The organism is Paragemmobacter ruber (assembly GCF_009908315.1).
GTDB classification, from domain to species: Bacteria; Pseudomonadota; Alphaproteobacteria; order Rhodobacterales; family Rhodobacteraceae; genus Paragemmobacter; species Paragemmobacter ruber.
Genome location: NZ_JAAATW010000001.1, coordinates 10880 through 26422 on the forward strand (window position 1 = coordinate 10880; position 15543 = coordinate 26422).

The 15543-nt window shown below is 66.7% G+C and carries 19 protein-coding genes; all 19 read right to left on the reverse strand.

What is annotated here, in order from left to right; genetic code table 11:
* Positions 1-31 precede the first annotated feature (31 nt).
* Positions 32-2134, reverse strand: a complete 2103-nt coding sequence (locus GU920_RS00070) for a fibronectin type III domain-containing protein (protein ID WP_161764742.1) — start codon at positions 2132-2134, stop codon at positions 32-34.
* Complete coding sequence (locus tag GU920_RS00075) at positions 2124-2546, reverse strand: DUF6950 family protein (protein ID WP_161764744.1); 423 nt, start codon at positions 2544-2546, stop codon at positions 2124-2126. The genes GU920_RS00070 and GU920_RS00075 overlap by 11 nt, the downstream gene beginning before the upstream one ends.
* Positions 2546-3139 carry a hypothetical protein gene (locus GU920_RS00080; protein WP_161764746.1) on the reverse strand — a complete coding sequence of 198 codons (594 nt, stop codon included), beginning with the start codon at positions 3137-3139 and terminating at the stop codon, positions 2546-2548. Before GU920_RS00080 ends, GU920_RS00075 begins: the two co-directional genes overlap by 1 nt.
* Complete coding sequence (locus tag GU920_RS00085; protein WP_161764749.1) at positions 3136-3789, reverse strand: hypothetical protein; 654 nt, start codon at positions 3787-3789, stop codon at positions 3136-3138. The genes GU920_RS00080 and GU920_RS00085 overlap by 4 nt, the downstream gene beginning before the upstream one ends.
* Positions 3786-5927: a phage tail tape measure protein gene (locus tag GU920_RS19860; protein WP_161764751.1), complete on the reverse strand. Its 2142-nt coding sequence runs from the start codon at positions 5925-5927 to the stop codon at positions 3786-3788. Before GU920_RS19860 ends, GU920_RS00085 begins: the two co-directional genes overlap by 4 nt.
* Before the next feature lie 10 nt (positions 5928-5937).
* Positions 5938-6186 (reverse strand): hypothetical protein, encoded by a 249-nt coding sequence (locus GU920_RS00095; RefSeq protein WP_235932967.1) that lies wholly within the window; start codon positions 6184-6186, stop codon positions 5938-5940.
* Positions 6187-6248: 62 nt separating this feature from the next.
* A complete protein-coding gene (locus GU920_RS00100; RefSeq protein ID WP_161764752.1) occupies positions 6249-6587 on the reverse strand; it encodes a GTA-gp10 family protein in 339 nt (112 codons plus the stop codon).
* On the reverse strand, positions 6587-7033 hold the full coding sequence (locus GU920_RS00105) for a phage tail tube protein (RefSeq protein ID WP_161764754.1): 447 nt from the start codon (positions 7031-7033) through the stop codon (positions 6587-6589). The genes GU920_RS00100 and GU920_RS00105 overlap by 1 nt, the downstream gene beginning before the upstream one ends.
* A 6-nt stretch (positions 7034-7039) precedes the next feature.
* Positions 7040-7408: a DUF3168 domain-containing protein gene (locus tag GU920_RS00110; protein ID WP_161764756.1), complete on the reverse strand. Its 369-nt coding sequence runs from the start codon at positions 7406-7408 to the stop codon at positions 7040-7042.
* 9 nt (positions 7409-7417) lie between these two features.
* A complete protein-coding gene (locus GU920_RS00115; protein WP_161764758.1) occupies positions 7418-7900 on the reverse strand; it encodes an HK97-gp10 family putative phage morphogenesis protein in 483 nt (160 codons plus the stop codon).
* Positions 7897-8235 (reverse strand): hypothetical protein, encoded by a 339-nt coding sequence (locus tag GU920_RS00120; RefSeq protein ID WP_161764760.1) that lies wholly within the window; start codon positions 8233-8235, stop codon positions 7897-7899. The genes GU920_RS00115 and GU920_RS00120 overlap by 4 nt, the downstream gene beginning before the upstream one ends.
* Before the next feature lie 3 nt (positions 8236-8238).
* Entirely contained in the window at positions 8239-8805 is a 567-nt protein-coding gene (locus tag GU920_RS00125) for a head-tail connector protein (protein WP_161764762.1), read from the reverse strand.
* A 20-nt stretch (positions 8806-8825) separates the two neighbouring features.
* The gene (locus tag GU920_RS00130; protein WP_161764764.1) at positions 8826-9155 is read right to left on the reverse strand and encodes a hypothetical protein; all 330 of its coding nucleotides are present in this window, start codon (positions 9153-9155) and stop codon (positions 8826-8828) included.
* Between the two features lie 103 nt (positions 9156-9258).
* The gene (locus GU920_RS00135) at positions 9259-10569 is read right to left on the reverse strand and encodes a phage major capsid protein (protein WP_161764766.1); all 1311 of its coding nucleotides are present in this window, start codon (positions 10567-10569) and stop codon (positions 9259-9261) included.
* Between the two features lie 106 nt (positions 10570-10675).
* Positions 10676-11632 (reverse strand): S49 family peptidase, encoded by a 957-nt coding sequence (locus GU920_RS00140; protein WP_235932969.1) that lies wholly within the window; start codon positions 11630-11632, stop codon positions 10676-10678.
* Positions 11629-12924: a phage portal protein gene (locus GU920_RS00145; protein WP_161764768.1), complete on the reverse strand. Its 1296-nt coding sequence runs from the start codon at positions 12922-12924 to the stop codon at positions 11629-11631. The genes GU920_RS00140 and GU920_RS00145 overlap by 4 nt, the downstream gene beginning before the upstream one ends.
* A complete protein-coding gene (locus tag GU920_RS00150; protein WP_161764770.1) occupies positions 12921-14591 on the reverse strand; it encodes a terminase large subunit in 1671 nt (556 codons plus the stop codon). The genes GU920_RS00145 and GU920_RS00150 overlap by 4 nt, the downstream gene beginning before the upstream one ends.
* Positions 14578-15018 carry a P27 family phage terminase small subunit gene (locus tag GU920_RS00155; RefSeq protein WP_161764772.1) on the reverse strand — a complete coding sequence of 147 codons (441 nt, stop codon included), beginning with the start codon at positions 15016-15018 and terminating at the stop codon, positions 14578-14580. The genes GU920_RS00150 and GU920_RS00155 overlap by 14 nt, the downstream gene beginning before the upstream one ends.
* A gap of 95 nt (positions 15019-15113) precedes the next feature.
* Positions 15114-15524: an HNH endonuclease gene (locus tag GU920_RS00160; RefSeq protein WP_201743939.1), complete on the reverse strand. Its 411-nt coding sequence runs from the start codon at positions 15522-15524 to the stop codon at positions 15114-15116.
* Between the last annotated feature and the right edge of the window lie 19 nt (positions 15525-15543).

The following is a 15543-nucleotide window of genomic DNA, read 5'->3' on the forward strand; positions in this document are numbered from 1 at the left end:
CGTCAAAGGCATCGACCGCCCCCCTGGTTTGTTAAAGACCGAAGTAAAGGATCACGGTAAACGGCCCGGCGCGCGGGCCGCTGATACCGGCGCTGTTGATCGGCTCGATCCAGTAGACATACGTTTCCGACTGGACCGTGCTGCCCTGCTGCGGCACGGCTCCTGTCGGTGCATCGATCACGCTATCCGATGCGCCTGCCGCGCCGATCTCATGCAAGACCGCCGCCGCCTCGCTGAAAACAGTCGTCGTCCCGCGCCAGATGCGCACACCGAAGTAAGGCGCAGGTGAGGCCATCCATGACAAGTTCACCTGCCGCCCCGTCCCGGCAGTCACCGATACGACCGGCAAGGCCGCAGGCGCGGCCGCAGAGGGGTTCAAGACGACTGGCACCGGCACAGCGGGCCACCAGCCCGACACGCGCCCGCTACCCTCCCGATTGCGCGCCTGCGCCTCGTAATCCTCGCCACTGATCAGACCGCGCACCGATGCAACGGTTTGCCCTTCCGCGACCGCCACCGCCGTCCAGTCGGTTTCGCCAACCTTCCGATACCGAAAATCCTGGATCAGCCCTGCCGCCTGCGCAGGCCACCGCCAGCGCAGCACAGCCGCCGCCGACACTTGCACCGCCCGGCCCCACAAACCCACCGGCTCCGGCACCACGTTGACCGATCCGACCTCGCCACGCTGCGCCATCTCGGGTTCCTCGACCGCCGCGTTGAATGCGAAATCTGCCGCCGATGCCGATACGGCCTCAAGCCGGAACGTCAGCCCGCCCGCATCCCGCGACAGTTTCTTGACCTCTACATCGAACACCCAAGCCGGGTTTTCCGACGAAAGGTCGATCCGCAGGAACCGCTGCCCGATGCACTCATAGCCGATCAGCTTGACCACACCCGACAAGCGCCAGCGCGCCCACTGCTGCCGCCCGATCCGCTTTGTGATCCTGCAGCCCTGATTGTGGTTTGTGACCGCAAAGCAGTCATCCACACGCCGCTTCCCGTTGGGCGTGATCACAATGGCCCCGGTCGTACCCTCCAGCCAGCCATTGGCCGGTTCGGTATATCGCAGGCAGAACTCACCCGGCAGATCAGGCCCATGATCCGAATCCGACACCTGCACCGAAAGGAAATCAGCCGCCGTCAGCGTCACCGTGGGCGCGATCCAGCGCCCGACCCGGAACCCCACCTCGCCCAAAGGCGTCTCCCAGAAGAACGCATCACAGGCCAGACCCAGCGCCGCGCGCACATCTTCCCAGTTCATATCGTCGCGGATTACCGCCCCCACGGCCCACCGCTTGCGCGACACGCCGTTCCGATCCGTCACGATCTGATCGCAGATCGCCGCTTCCTCTGCCACCACCGCCCAATCCACAGGCTTACCGAACACGACTGAGGCCTCATGCGCGATCACAAGCGCGGCGTTGTCGGTGTAGCCATAGGTCGCAGTGCGCGGATCGTAGATCTGATCATGACCCTCCCACACCGGGGCATACTCCCACTCGCGGGAATTCGGATAGATGGTCTGGAACGACTCCTGCGGCGGTTTCTTGGCCTCGATTACCGCATGGCTCAGACCCGCGAAGTTATGCGCCGGGCCGATCTCAGCAAAGGCAGCATCCAGACCGGGATCGACCCCCTGCCCCGGCAGGCCGCGATAGGTACGGATCGCGCCGAACCCGGCAATCGGCGCAGTGGTTACCGCACCGGCCGCGTCCAGCATCACCTGTGTCTTGTCCAGCCAATGCTCGACCGGGCCTTTCGTGCGATGCGCGGCGATGATCACCGAATAAAACCGCGTGGCGCTGAAAAAGCCGGTGAACCCTTTCGGCCCCCCTTTGCGCACCCGACCATAGACCCGCTCCATCGCTGACAACGGCTGCGACTGGTTCGACATCACATCCTGCGGCGTAGGCTGAGGCACCCGCCGCTGCGCCATCCGGGCGCTCAACGCATTCAACCCGACCACCAGCGCCAGCCTGCCCGCGATGGTGCTGAAAAACCCGCCCGCGCCGAAGGCCCCGATCACGCCGCTGATGATCGATCCGATAAACCCCAGCACGGGCGCGGCATGCGCCGGGTCAGGGGCAACGCAGAACAGCAGGACACAGGCCAGCAGACCCGGCTTAAACCACATAACCGACCCCCCAAGCCGCCCGCATCGCGACCACATCCCGCGCGATGCACGTCACACCCACCTCGGCGCGCACCGCCCAGAACCTTTGCCCGAACAGCACAGCGCCATGCGGGCGCATCCGCCCGCGCTCATCCGGCACATCGATCACCGCCACATCCCCGCGCACCGGCGCATCCGTAAGCGCCAAGCCCGCCGCCGCCATGCGCGGCGCGACCACGGCCAGCGGATCGGAATACCAGCGCAGCACCCGCTCCGCCTCGGCCGCCGATCCATAGGTCAGCCGCAGATCGGCAGCGGGATCGACCCCGCGCACCGCCCGCACCCAATCCGCTGCCATCAGCACACAGTCTGACTGCCCCCACAGGAACGGCTCGACCTGCTGCAGGTTCACGAAAGCCAGCAGACGGTCCATCAGAACAGCTTTTCCGGCTGGCGGTTGTCCTGCGGCGCAAAACGCAGCGAAGGGTTCGCCACCCCGCCCAGCAGCTTGGCATGGTCCTCTGTCGTATAGAACCAGCCCCGCGCCTCATTCCGCCCGGCATAGACGCCCTCATAAGTCAGCGTCAGGCTGCGCTGCACCGGGCCATTGATCCCGAACCTGATGGATTGCATCGTCAGCCGCGCCAGCGGCAGCGGGGCCACCTGCGGCTGCCACAGGTCCGACTGCGCAAACAGCGGCTGCACCAGGAACGTGATGGGGCGCCCCCGCACATAATCCGCCCCCAGCGCCTGCACCTGCGCCATCAGCGGATCATCGGCGCGGTCAGGGTCGCGGAAATAGTTCATCGTGATCGATCCCGCCGGGGCGGTCCCGTTGATGCTCATCTCCTGCGCCGGAACATCCAGCAGCCGCGACCCGACCCACACCTTGCCGGTCGTATCGGTGAATCTGCCATCCTCGCCCAGCAGGAACCCATAATCCCCATCAGGCGTGTTCACATTGGCAAGATGCAACACCCCCACCAGATCGGCGCGGCAGTCAAACCCAGCCGGAAAGAAACTCATCGCGTGATCCACTCCGAAAGGACCAGCCGGGGCGCGGCCACGCGGTCCATCCCATAGGCCGGATTGCCCGCCCCCAGATCGGTATTCAGGAACACCCCGCGCGCCAGCAGATCGATCTGCGCCCCTGCCGGGATCGCGCGGCGCAGCATCTCCACCTGCAGCGTGACCGCCGCGCCCGCGCCGCTCCGCCCGGTCACCAGAAACGGCCAGTCCTGATAGGAAAGGTACTGGCCCACCCGCACGGGCTGCCGGGCCGCGCGCTCATCGATCACGATGCTGGCGGCCCCGGCAAGGCTTGACCCCACCGCCAACGCAACCGGGCGCGGCTCCACCCACTGACCTGCCAGATAGGCGCGCCATTCCTGCAGCACCTCACCGCGCTCCAGCTGCAGGCCGATGGGATCGATCATCGCCACGCGCACCGCGTTCTGCCGCCCGCGCAGCCGCGCCCGGATCGCACGGAAATGCCCGATCATGTATTCCGGCAACACCAGCTCGGGCGCCGCGATGAACCGCGGAAAGCCGGTCACCACCACCTGATCGCCGCCGCGCACATCCTCGCCCGCACTGCGCCCGCGCGGGTCGATATCCCAATCGACCTTGGACAGGCGCAGAAAGATCGAAGGCAGATCAATGATCGAACGGATCATACCGTCCCCCGCTGGTCATAGGTGTTCGCCACACCGGGAAAGGCGCGTTGCGTCTCGGCCTGCGATGCGCTCACGATCTGCACGGTCTGCCCGCGCGCCTCGCCCAGCCATTCGGCCTTAAGGCCATCCGCCAGCGCGATGGTCAGCACGCCGCCACCGCCGATGGCCTGCACCCCCAGCGCACCAGAGGAATCCCGCGTCAGCGGCATGATCGCCTCCGGCCCGGCCTCGCCCATCACGCCCAGACCGCCCGACATCGCAAAGGCCGTGGCCCCGCTGACAATGCCGCCTTTGGCAAAGGCCATCACCCGGCCCTGATCGAACGCGCCACCCTTGGCAAAGCCCAGCAGATCACCGATCCCGCCAAGGAAGCCACCGCCGCTGAAAATCGAAGAAAACAGCGAATTCGTCGCCGCCTCGGCCAGCCGCGACAGCACCTGCGACAGCGCATCCCGCGCGCTCATCGACCCGCTGATCAGCCCCTGGAAAACCTGCTTTGCCGTCTGCCCCACACCCTGCAGCGCCGACTTCATCGAATCCGCAGGCGCACCGATGGCCTGCGCAACGCCGGTCATCGCGCCCTGCACCCCCGGCAACCCGTCCTGCAGGCCCAGCTGCAGGCCTTGCGTGATGAACCCGCCCATCTCGCGCATGACGCGGGACGGCGACTGGATACCGAACCAGCTGGCAAAGTCTGCCGTCAGGCGATCCGCCTTGTCCTGAAACCAGCCGACCATCGCATCCCAACGCTCGGTGATCCCGGCCTTCAAGCCGTCAACGATATCGCGCCCGAATTGCATGAACTCTGTTGCCCAGCCGGTCGCCAGCGCCTTGATCGCCTGCCACCCGTTCTGAAACGCGCCCTTCACCCCAACCCACAGTGCGGCGAAGTATTCGCTGATCCCGGTCCAGTTATTGTAGATCAGCGCGGCAGGCTGATACTCCGCCAGCACCAGCTTGACCGCATCCCAACCCAGCCGAACCCCAGCCTGAATCTCGGACCATCGGGCATCGAACCAGCCGGTGATCCCGTCCCAGTTCTGATAGATCAGGACCGCAGGCATATAGATCGCCAGCGATGCCTTGATCGCTTCCCAGCCCACCGCGACCCCGGCCTTGATGCCCTCCCACAGACCTGCGAACCAGTCCGTGACGCCATCCCAATTCTGGTAAAGCTGATATGCGCCGTAGGCGACACCCGCGATGGCCGCGACCGCCAGCGCCACCGGCGCAGAAATCGCAGCAAACGCCCCCGCAATCACCCCCAGCGAACTGATCGCCAGCCCCAGCCCGATCAGCAGCGGGCCGATCACCACCGTCAACCCGGCAAAGCCCGTGATGGCCTGCTGCACCCCATCCGGCAGACTGTTGAACCAGTTCGCCGCCTGGATCAGGTAATCGGTCAGCTGCGCCAGAACCGGGGCCATCACGCCCGCGATCTGCATCGAAACCCCATCCAACGCCAGCCGCAGCTTGTCCAGGTTCTCATTGAACTTGCCCGCCGCGTCTGCCGTATCCCCATCTATCACCAGCCCAAGGGTGCGCGCCTCATCGGCCAGCGCGCGCAACTGATCCGCCCCGCCGTTCATCATCAGCAGCATGTCGGCCCCCGACCGCCCGAACAGCTGCATCGCCAGCGCGGTTTTTTCGGCACCATCCGGCAGCTGCGCAAAGCCATCCGCCAGATCGGCCATCACCGCATCCGCACTGCGCACCTCGCCCGCAGCATCGGTGACACTCACCCCGAGTTTTGCGAATGTCGCCTGCGCCGCCTCGCTGCCCCCCGCTGCCGCCGCCATCTGGCGCGACAGGTTCCGGGTCGATGTCTCCAGCCCTTCCTGCGAAACGCCCAAAACATTCGCCGCGTAGGACAGCGCCGAATAGGCCTCGACCGAAACGCCCAGCTTCTCCGCCGTCTCGCCCATGGCATCGGCCTGATCGATCTGCCCACGAATGGCCATGCCGATGGTCGCGCCCGCCGCACTCATCGCCGCCCCGGCGGCGGCGATGCCATTGCCGATGGCCTTCATCCGCCGGTCGAACCCGGCAAGGCTTTTCTGCGCCGCCGTCAGGCCCTTCTCAAACGCCGCCGAATCCAGCGACAGAACCGCCCGCAACGCGCCGACAATGGCTGCCATGCCTTACCTCCTAATGAACCTTGGGGGGCGGCGTGCCGCCCAGATGGATCGTCCACGCCCGCATCGCCGCGTAAAGCTGATCGGGCGTCTGCGCCGGTTTCGGCTTGCGGTCAGGAAAGACCTTTTCGAACTTCGGCATCTCCTTCGGATTGTTCACCGCCCAGCCCACCAGCTGCGCCAGACTGTAGGTCAACCCTTGGTCACGGCGGAAACCCTCCGCCGCGCCCTTCATCATCACCTGCATCTCGCGCGGGGTCACAGACCAGAACAGGTCCGGCGGCAGCCCGACTGCGACCCAGGATCGCAGCAGCGACGGCCAGTCTAGGCCGCCGTCCCCTTCCGCTTTCCCGTGCCGCTGGCACCCTTGGCCTCTTGCGGAAAGGCCAGCGTGATCGCCTCGCCCAGCAGTTCCCCGCCCCGCCCGAAACCGACCGCGACAAACACCTCTGCCGCCTCATCCATCGTCAGCTTGCCACCGTTCAACGCCGCCCGAAAGAACGTGACCATATCGGTGACCCGCACATCCTCGCCTGCGTTCAACAGCTTGACCGCCTTGCCGAACGGCAACCCGGTATCGGCCTCGATCTGCATCATCGCCTTGGCATCAAGGCGCAGCTGATGCCGCGCCCCGTTCGCCTCGAACTCGACCGCGCGCTGCATCAGACACCCGTCCAGGTCGGAACGCCGGTCACCTTCAGGGTGATGCTGGCGGTCATCTTGTCCTCCATCGGAACGCCCGGCTCCCAGCCGGTGATGAAGGCGCGGAAATTGCACACCGGCGGCGTGGCGGCGATCTGCGGGAAAGCCACCTCCCACACGCGCGGCTCCCGCTCTGTCAGCAGCGCCTGGATCAGATCGTCGGTCGCATCACCGGGAACCCAAACAATCTCCGCCGCCACTTCGCCCCGGTCGATCAGGCCGGGAATGAACTCCCGCGTATGCCCCGGCGAATCCATTCCCGTGATATCCACCACATCGCGGGAATAGGGGGGCGGGTTTACGCTCTGCAACCGCCCCACCGCCACCGTCGCCGTGGTGGCGGCAAGGGTCGCCCCCACCCGCAGGATCGTGCCATACCCGATATCGGGCGTATTCGCTGCCGTCATAACCTATCACTCCTTGTAATGAACCCGCAGGTCCACAGCCACACCCGCCAGCGTCTTGCCAGTCGCCGCCGTTCCACCGGACAGGTCGCGCTCGCTATCCACGAACACCCCTGCCAACATGCCCCCGCGATAGCCGCCGACAGCGGCCTTCACCTGCCGCGCCAACCCCTTGGCCGCGCCATAGGTCGCGCCGATACAATCCACCTGCACCCGCGCCCGATGCAGGCCCACAGGCCCGTCATTCGCGTATTCCGCCCCGCCGCTGACCCGCATCAGGCGCACCCGCGGCACAGCCGCCCGCGCGTCATTCTCGCCCCAATCGACGGCCACGCCCGGCAGCGCCGCGCGCAGCAAGGCCCGCAGAACCTCTTCCATCACAGATCCCTATTTCCCGGCCTTCGCCGCCCGCCGCGCCGCCCGCGCGACCGCGCGATCAATCTCGCGCCGCAAATGCTCGGTCAGCGATGCCAGCACCGCCTGCACATTGCCATCCCAAGCCGGGCGCATGAACGGATGCGCTGGCATCGCCCCGGTTGACTTGCCCGACTTGTGGAACCGCTCCACCGTGCCAAACTCGATCAGATGCGCATGGGGCGATTCCGCACCGACATACATGATGCGCCGGAAATCGGTCGGGCGCTCCGCCCCATCCCTTTGGGATGGCTTAAGAACCTTCGCCACCGTGATCGTGTCGGCCATGTGCTTGCCGTCATCCGATCTCGGCGCAGCCGCCTTCGCCGCATCCGCGACAGGCCGCAGCGCCTTGCGCATCGCCCGCTCCGCCGTGGTCTTGGCCGTTCTGGTGCTCAGGCTTTTCAGCGCGTCATCCAGTTCGCGCAGCCCCTCGACCCGCATCTTGATCGTCACGCCGCCACCTTCGCCCGCGCCAGCACTGTCACCGTGCGCATCGGGCTTTCCGGCAGGATGCCCGCCACGATCCACTCCACGCCGCCCAACCGGATCACATCCGCCGCCCCGATCTGGCCGCCCACGCCCGACTGCCGCAGGATGAACCGGCAGGTCTGCGCCACGGCATCCTGCCCCATCCCCTCGACTTCTGCCGATCCCGCCGACTGCTGCGCCGCCCAGGCCTTGCCCAGCAGCACGGGCGCGCCGGGCCGCGACTGAAACCCGTCATCCTCGACCGACGGCCGCCAGACCTCGATCAGCCGATCCAGCTTGACCCCGCCCACAGTCGCCATGGCTCAGGCCACCCCGAACTCGGCAGGCCGCACATACTTCACCTGACGCATCAGCGCCCGCGCGCCAAAGCTGATCGGAACGCCCTGCCCCGCCTCAACCGCGATCCCCGCATCCATCCACTCCTTCGCCAGCAGGATCGTCGCCTGCCGCAACTGATGCGGTCCCGCGCCATCGGCATAGCCCACCGAACACGCCACCCGCACCACCCGGCCCGCAACCAAGGCCCCATCGGCAAAGACCAGCGACGGCTCATCCGCCGCCATCTCCAGCCGCCACGCCTCGGGCGCCAGCGCCACGAAACTGCCATCACCCTGCTGCAGCGACACGCTGGCCACCGATACGACGGGCGCGACCGGGAACCACCACCGCGCCCAGCTGGTCGCCCGCCATTCAATCAGCACCGCGCGCGGCGTCATGGGGCGGCGGGTGCCAGCCTCGACCGTATCCTGCGCCGCGCGCAACAGATCAGTGATCAGCGGGTCGTCATCGGTGACGCCCTCGATGATATGCACCGCCCGCTTGAACGCCGCCGCAGTCACTGCCGCTGGAACTTCACCCACCGCCTTCATGATCCGTCACCCGTCCCGGATCAGCCCGCCGCGCCCTGCTGGGGCGGCGCACCCGTCCCGGCATCGGTCTTGGCGGCATCCGTCTTGCCTGCCTTGCCGCCCTTCTGGGCCGCCTCAAGCTGCGCCTCCAGCGCCGCGATCCTGGCATCTTTTTCGGCCAGCGCCGTCACCAGCCCGGCATCCGGGGCCACCGCCGCCGTTCCGCCCAGATCGGCCTCCAGATTGTCGGTGGCCACGCCCGCCTTGATCAGCGCCGCCGCAAAGGCAGGCTCGAACCCGGCGATATCGCCGCGCACATAGACACCATGGGATGCGGTGAACTTCACCGCCACTTTCGCGCTCTCGCTCATCGTCTTGTCTCGTCTGTTGAGGATGGGAAGCGCGGCCCCGCGCGCCTCGCGGGGCCGTCACATCGCGTCAGGCCCGCAGGCCTGCAGAACCGAAAGGCTCAGGTCACAGCGACCAGTTAACGCCCGTCAGATAGGCAAGGCCCTGCGTATGCGCCGGGGCCAGATCGTGTTCGCTGATGGCGCGCATCAGCGTCTCATCGTTCTGGAACGCCGACCGCCAGTTGCCGCCCTGGACATAGGCCGCCTCGGTCGAAACCGACAGCGTCAACGCCGACGCATCCCCGATCATAACCTCGTTGAAGTCCGCGAAATAGACTTCCGTCTGGTTCGTGCCTGCGCCCAGATTGTTGGGAATCTGGCTCGTCGTGTAGATCGGATACCCGAACAAGGTGCCGGTCGCATTGATCGACGGATAGGCAAGGTTCCCCAGCGCGTCCCGCAGGCTGCCCAGAAACTCGCGCGTGCCTGCCCGCATGATCCAGCCGGGCCGAACCATCGGCACATCCCCATCGGCCACGCGCGAAACCAGCGTGCGCAGCGCGACATCGACCGCCGCAAAAGTGTTCGCCACCGCCGTCTGGATATTGCCCCCGGGCGTCCAGCTGCGAATGCCGGTGGGCGTGTTCGCGCTGCCGTCACCCCGGATGAAGGCCAAATCCTCGCGCCGGGCCATCACAGCCAGCAGATCATCCCGCACCAGCAACGCTGTCTGGGTCGTGAAGCGCAACAGCGAATTCGACACCGGCACCAGACCCGTCAGCTTCTTGAACGTCTGATCGATCTTGTCGGTGGTCGGTTCGGAAGGCGTGATGGCCGCATTCTCTGCCGAATAGCCCGCCGTCGCGGCCCCGTTTTGCCGCGCATGGCGCAGCTGGCCCGCAGGCATCGGCACCACGCGCGCCCCGGCATTGCGCACCACCACCCGCGCCCGCAGCAACTCGATCATCGTCTCCGCCATCGGGCGCGGCACCAGGACGCCGCCCGCCGATTCCGTGCCGGTGTTCAAGGTCGCCGCAAGGCCGGAATGCCCTTCACGTTCCAGCAGCGTCACGGCCTTGTCGCGGTCACCCTTCGACTGCGCCAACGCAATCACCGTCAGGCCCAGATCGACCCCCTTCATCGCCGGGTCCGCTGCCTGCGCATACACCGTCACGCCCGCCGCAGGCTTGCCCTGATCGCCCGCCGCCGCCGTGGCCTTGGCCGCCTCCACCGCCTCGGCCCGCTGCACCGCCGCGTTCAAGGCCTCGAACTGACCCTTGGCCGCATCGAACTCCGCCGAGGCTGCCGTCAGCGCCGCCGCATCGGCCCCGCCTTCGGTCGCCTCCAGTTCGGCAATCTTTGCCGCAACCGCCTCCATCTGCACAGCCGCCGCTTTGCGGTCGCGGCGCAGATCGTCCACGCTTTTCTTCGTCATCTTTCACCCTTTCCTGATGGCGGCCGCATCACGCAAGGCCGCACGCACTCACCCCGCCGCGCCCCCGCGCCGGTTCATTCAACACGCCGTCTCTTGCGTGATCCCGTCAGGTCGCCGCGATGGCCTTCGCCGCCGCCGCCACCGCCTGCGCCCCAAGCGCCGCCCGCCCGCCCGTGGCTGGACGGCGCGGCTGCAACCCATGCTGCGCAAAGATGCGGTCATAGAACGCCGCCCGCGTCTCGCGCCCGTCCACCAGCCGCCGCGCCAGCGCCGCCTCGAATTCGTAACTGGCACCGCCATCCGCCGGATCATCCGTCACCGACAGCAGCGCAGGCAGTTCCTCCAGCGCGATCCCGCGCCCCAGCGACACCGCCTGATGGAACCGTGCCTCGGCCTCATCCGCGAACCGCTGCAATTCCGCCCGCCCGACCTCGGTCGTGGGATCGGGCCGCTTCGCCCGCGCATGGCTCGACGTGATGATAAAGGCCTGATCCCCGTACAGGCTGGGCTGCACAGGCTGCAGCACTTCCGTCATCGTGCCGATGGAACCGACCAGCGCGCCCGGCGTCATCGTGATCGACGTGGCCTGCGATGCGATCAGATAGGCCGCGCTGGCGGCAAGCGGATTGACCAGCGCATGCACCGGCTTCACCGCGCGCAAGCTGCGGATCGCCTCCGCCGCCGCCTCACAGCCGATCACCAGACCGCCCGGCGAATTCATGTCCAGGATTACCGCCGTGACATCCGCATCCGCCGCCAGCTGCGCCGCCGTGTCCTCGATCCCCGAATAGGTGGCCCAGCCGAACCAGCTTTCATACAGCGCCGAACCATGGGTGAGGATGCCCCGCACCGGCACCACCGCCACGCCGCGCAGCACGGCAAACCGCTCACCCGGCTCCACCCGCAGGCCGTTGTTTGCCTCCAGCGCCATCGCGGGCCTGCGCAGACCCGCCACCATGGCATCTCCCTGATCAAGCGCCAGCAAGTCCTGCGCCCGGCGCAGGTCCAGCGCCATCACTTCGCCCGCCAGCCGCGCGCCGACCGTGTTCCGTTCCCGCTTCATTCGTTGCCCCCGTTCCCATCGCCCGCACCCGCCAGCGCGCCTGCATCCGCCGTCATGTTCGCAGGCGGATACAGCACATTCCCACCCGGAACGGGTGGCAGCCCGCGCATCTTCCGCCCCTCATTCGGGGTCATGATCGGCCCGCCGACCGCGACCTTGATCGCGTTATGCGCCTCGACCATGGTCGGCTCCATCAGCGCATCCCAATCATGCACCAGCGTCATCCCCGCCGCCCGCTCCGCAGGCGTCAGCAGCGTTTGCGCCATGAACGCCGCCGCCAGCCCGCCCCAGTGCAACAGGCAATCCGTCTTGTGGTCGATGGCTTGCTGCTGACCGTTGGCCTTCACCCCGAACTCCAGCATCTGCAGCTTGGATGGGGTCACCCTATAGATCGCCGCGATCTGTTCCCGGTCGAACTTGCGGCTGGCCAGCAATTCCTGATCCGCCGCCGACAGGTCCAGCGACTTGATCTCGCCTTTCTCCAGCAGCGGGATGCCGTTCGCGTCTGGATCGTTCAACTGACCCCGCACGCGCAGCGCGCTGCGCGTGGCCGCTTCCTCATCCTCGAAATAGTCGTCCATCTTGACGAAGGCCCGCATATGCGTCCCGGACGCCGACCGCGCCGCCGCTTCCTGCCCCGCCAGCGCCAGCCCGACCGACTCCGCCGCCACCTGCAACGGGCTGCGCCCGGTCCAGCCATCCTCGGCCATATAGCGCAGATGCACCATCTGCCGCGCCGCCACCGTCCGCTGCACCTCGGCCCCATCGGTGAAGGAATAGAACCGATCCCGCCCCGTGCGCCGCTCGGCCACCAGATCGGGATGCAGCACCTCGACCAGCTCAAGCTCACCAGCCCCATCGCGCGGCGCATAGGCATAGGACCGGCCCCGGATCGCAAAGGCATAGACCAGCGCATAGCGCATGGCCGTCGCAGGCACGCCGGGCGATGCTTCCGTGTTCAGCAGATAGGTCAGCGGATGCCCCTCGACCGCCGCCTCGGTCCCGTCCCGGTTCCGCTGCCAGACCAGCAGCGGCACTTTCATCAGATCCCCGGCGATCACATTCCCGCAGGCAAACACCGTGGCATGGCGTTCGGCCGTGCGGGGCGATACCGGCGGCAGGCTCTTGACCCGGCTTTGCCCAAGGATCAGCGAACTGAAACCGGCCTCGGTCGCCCCCGCAGGCGGCGCGCTCGATGCGCGCAACACCGGCTCGGCCCGCGCGACAGCAGGCGCGGCCACGGGCGCGCGGCGCAGCGCCGCACCACCGAACATCCGCTCCATAAGCCTCATACCGTTGTCACCTCTCTCGCCCGCCGTTTCTGTGCATTCTCGTTTGCGACCGCCCGACCGACCGCCATGATCGCGGCCACCGCCGCATCGATCCGACCCTGTGACCGCCGCTTGTTCGGCTTGATGTTGCCCGCTGCATCCTCGTCGCGATGCACGTTGCCCACCTGCCACGCCAGCACCGGGTTACCCCCGTGTCGGATCGTGCCGCGCGCCACCTCTTCCTCGAACCGCTTCATCGGGTTCGACATCGACGCAAAGCCCTGCCGATGCTCGACCATCGGAAACCGCTTCGCCTCCAGTTCTTTCGCCAGATACCGCATCCCCCAGGGATCGTAGGCGACCTCCTGCAGATCGAACTTGGCCCTGATCCAGTCCAGCCGATTGGCGATCTGCAGTTCGTCAATCGTGCCGCCGTGGTGAACCTCCAGCCAGCCTTGATCACGCCAGCCGATGTATTCCCGCTTCTCTGCCTGCGCCCGTGCAACAAACCCCTTCGGCCCGGATGGCAGAAAGGAATAGCTGATCAGATAGATCAGCCCATCCACTGGCACGGCGATCACGATGGCGGTCGTGTCCACCTTGTCGGACAGGTCCACCGCAACCCAAGCCTTGCGCCCGAACAGCTTTTCCACCGCAAACCGCTCGGCCATCTGGCTTGCATCCCAAGCGTCCCGCCCGATCCATGCCTCGGCCCCTTCCGTCCACAGGTTCAAGTGAAACCTGCGGAAGTTCGGCATCTGCCCCGCGATGGAAAGCGCCCGATCCGCCGCCGCCTGCATCCGATCCAGCGGCTTGGAAATCCGCAGGTTCGGGTTCCCCATTTCCCATGCCAGCGGGTCCAGCGGATCGGCATCCTTGGGCGGCTCGGCCACATAGCCAAAGAACGCATCATCCATCACATCGCCGCGCAGCACCGATTCCGCATAGGTCCGCAACTCGCCGCAGATCGACCCCCGATCATGCCCGGCGGTCGTGATCACCCAGTCAATCGGCTGCGCCCGCGCGATCATCGACTCTGTCAGCGTCTCGGCCAGTTCCCGATCCGTCCAGCGGTGCATCTCATCCCGCGCAAGGAAGTGCGGGTTGATCCCGTCCGAACTGTCGCCATCACGCGACAGGCACTTGATCACCCCATCCGTATTCGGGCAGTCGATGGACCCCTGCCACGTCTTGAACAGCTGCGAATGCACCGGCGACCGCCGGATCATCCGCTTCAACCCCTTGAACAGGATGCCCGCCTGATCGCGCGTGGTCGCCGCGCAATAGGCCTCCGGCGACCCTTCCCCATCGAAGGCCAGCGAAAACAGCATCGGCACCGCCGTGTCGGTCGTCTTGCCGTTCTTCTTGCCCACCTGGTGGTAAGTGTCGCGGAACCGCCGCAACCCGTCTGCCCGCTTCCACCCGAACACCGATCCGATGCGGAACACCTGCCACGGCTGCAACTCCAGCGGCTTGCCCGCCAGCGGCCCGGCCGTGTGCTGCAGCGTCCGCGCAAACCGCGTCAGCATTGACGCTGCCTGACAGTCGAACCACAGCCCCCGGTCGCGCCCCGTCTCCAGATCGGTTAGATGCCGCTGGCAGGCCAGCCGCACCAACTCCCCGGCCACCCGCCTGCCCTCGATCACGTCAAGCGCATAGCGGCTGACGGGATGATCAATCGGCTCCATTCTTCAACTGGTCCATCAGATCGCGGAACAGATCGCCCTGCCCCGTAACCTTCAACCGCGCCTCATCTACCGGCGACAGACCGAACAGCGCCGACAGCCGCATCATGGCCCCTAGCGCCTCCTGCTGCACCGCCCACATCGCCACCTTTTTCTGCTGCCGCCCGTTGCGGGTTTCGGTCTCGAAGAAATAACCATCAACCGCCAGACAGGCCGTCGCGTTGTAGAAGTTCGCCACGCTCTCGCAGTAGCCCGCGAACTGGTACTCGTAATGCGGCTGCAGCCGATCCTTGGCCACCAGATGCCCGGCCAACTCGCCCCACACCTCGCGCGCCTTCTCCGTCATCCACTCCGGCGCATCCGGCACCGGCTTGATCGTCTCGCCCTTGAACGGCAACACGTTCCGCAGTTCCGGCTTCCGCCCCTTCATCTCGCTACCCTCTCACTACCCTCCCCCAAGGCTAAAACCCCGTGGCTTTTTTCCCCAAATTCCCCCGCACAAAAACTGTTGGATGACGCCCGGTTTCAGGGCGGGGGGGCGGGGTTTTTCGATACCCCCCGGTGGCCCCACACCTCGCGGGCGGTCTTGCGGCTGTGGCAGGGTTTGCACAGGCCCTGCCAGTTCGACCGCTTCCAGAACAGTTTCGGATCGCCCCGATGCGGCACGATGTGATCGACCTCTCGCGCCGCGACCACCAGACCATCCCGCGCGCATTCGGCACAGTTCGGATGGCGGCAGAGATAGGCCTTGCTCTCATCCTTCCAGCGGGCCGACCGATAGAACCGATCCCCGCCATGCGCCGCGACACCGGCCTTCGCCCGCGCCCGCGCCGCCGCCACCTTGGCCTCGCGCTCTGCCTGATGGTCCGCACAACGCGGCCCACCATCCACCGCCAGATCGTCACAGCCCGGCGCGCAGCACAGTTTCATCACCATGCCGCACCCCACACCGCAA

Coding starts and splice junctions, on each gene's coding strand:
- GU920_RS00145 (WP_161764768.1), bottom strand. CDS start 12,924: ATGAGGCTTATGGAGCGGATGTTCGGTGGTGCGGCGCTGCGCCGCGCG.
- GU920_RS19860 (WP_161764751.1), bottom strand. CDS start 5,927: ATGGCAGCCATTGTCGGCGCGTTGCGGGCGGTTCTGTCGCTGGATTCG.
- GU920_RS00135 (WP_161764766.1), bottom strand. CDS start 10,569: ATGACGAAGAAAAGCGTGGACGATCTGCGCCGCGACCGCAAAGCGGCG.
- GU920_RS00130 (WP_161764764.1), bottom strand. CDS start 9,155: ATGAGCGAGAGCGCGAAAGTGGCGGTGAAGTTCACCGCATCCCATGGT.
- GU920_RS00070 (WP_161764742.1), bottom strand. CDS start 2,134: ATGTGGTTTAAGCCGGGTCTGCTGGCCTGTGTCCTGCTGTTCTGCGTT.
- GU920_RS00120 (WP_161764760.1), bottom strand. CDS start 8,235: ATGGCGACTGTGGGCGGGGTCAAGCTGGATCGGCTGATCGAGGTCTGG.
- GU920_RS00140 (WP_235932969.1), bottom strand. CDS start 11,632: ATGAAGCGGGAACGGAACACGGTCGGCGCGCGGCTGGCGGGCGAAGTG.
- GU920_RS00085 (WP_161764749.1), bottom strand. CDS start 3,789: ATGATCCGTTCGATCATTGATCTGCCTTCGATCTTTCTGCGCCTGTCC.
- GU920_RS00150 (WP_161764770.1), bottom strand. CDS start 14,591: ATGGAGCCGATTGATCATCCCGTCAGCCGCTATGCGCTTGACGTGATC.
- GU920_RS00155 (WP_161764772.1), bottom strand. CDS start 15,018: ATGAAGGGGCGGAAGCCGGAACTGCGGAACGTGTTGCCGTTCAAGGGC.
- GU920_RS00105 (WP_161764754.1), bottom strand. CDS start 7,033: ATGACGGCAGCGAATACGCCCGATATCGGGTATGGCACGATCCTGCGG.
- GU920_RS00075 (WP_161764744.1), bottom strand. CDS start 2,546: ATGGACCGTCTGCTGGCTTTCGTGAACCTGCAGCAGGTCGAGCCGTTC.
- GU920_RS00080 (WP_161764746.1), bottom strand. CDS start 3,139: ATGAGTTTCTTTCCGGCTGGGTTTGACTGCCGCGCCGATCTGGTGGGG.
- GU920_RS00160 (WP_201743939.1), bottom strand. CDS start 15,524: ATGGTGATGAAACTGTGCTGCGCGCCGGGCTGTGACGATCTGGCGGTG.
- GU920_RS00100 (WP_161764752.1), bottom strand. CDS start 6,587: ATGCAGCGCGCGGTCGAGTTCGAGGCGAACGGGGCGCGGCATCAGCTG.
- GU920_RS00125 (WP_161764762.1), bottom strand. CDS start 8,805: ATGAAGGCGGTGGGTGAAGTTCCAGCGGCAGTGACTGCGGCGGCGTTC.
- GU920_RS00110 (WP_161764756.1), bottom strand. CDS start 7,408: ATGGAAGAGGTTCTGCGGGCCTTGCTGCGCGCGGCGCTGCCGGGCGTG.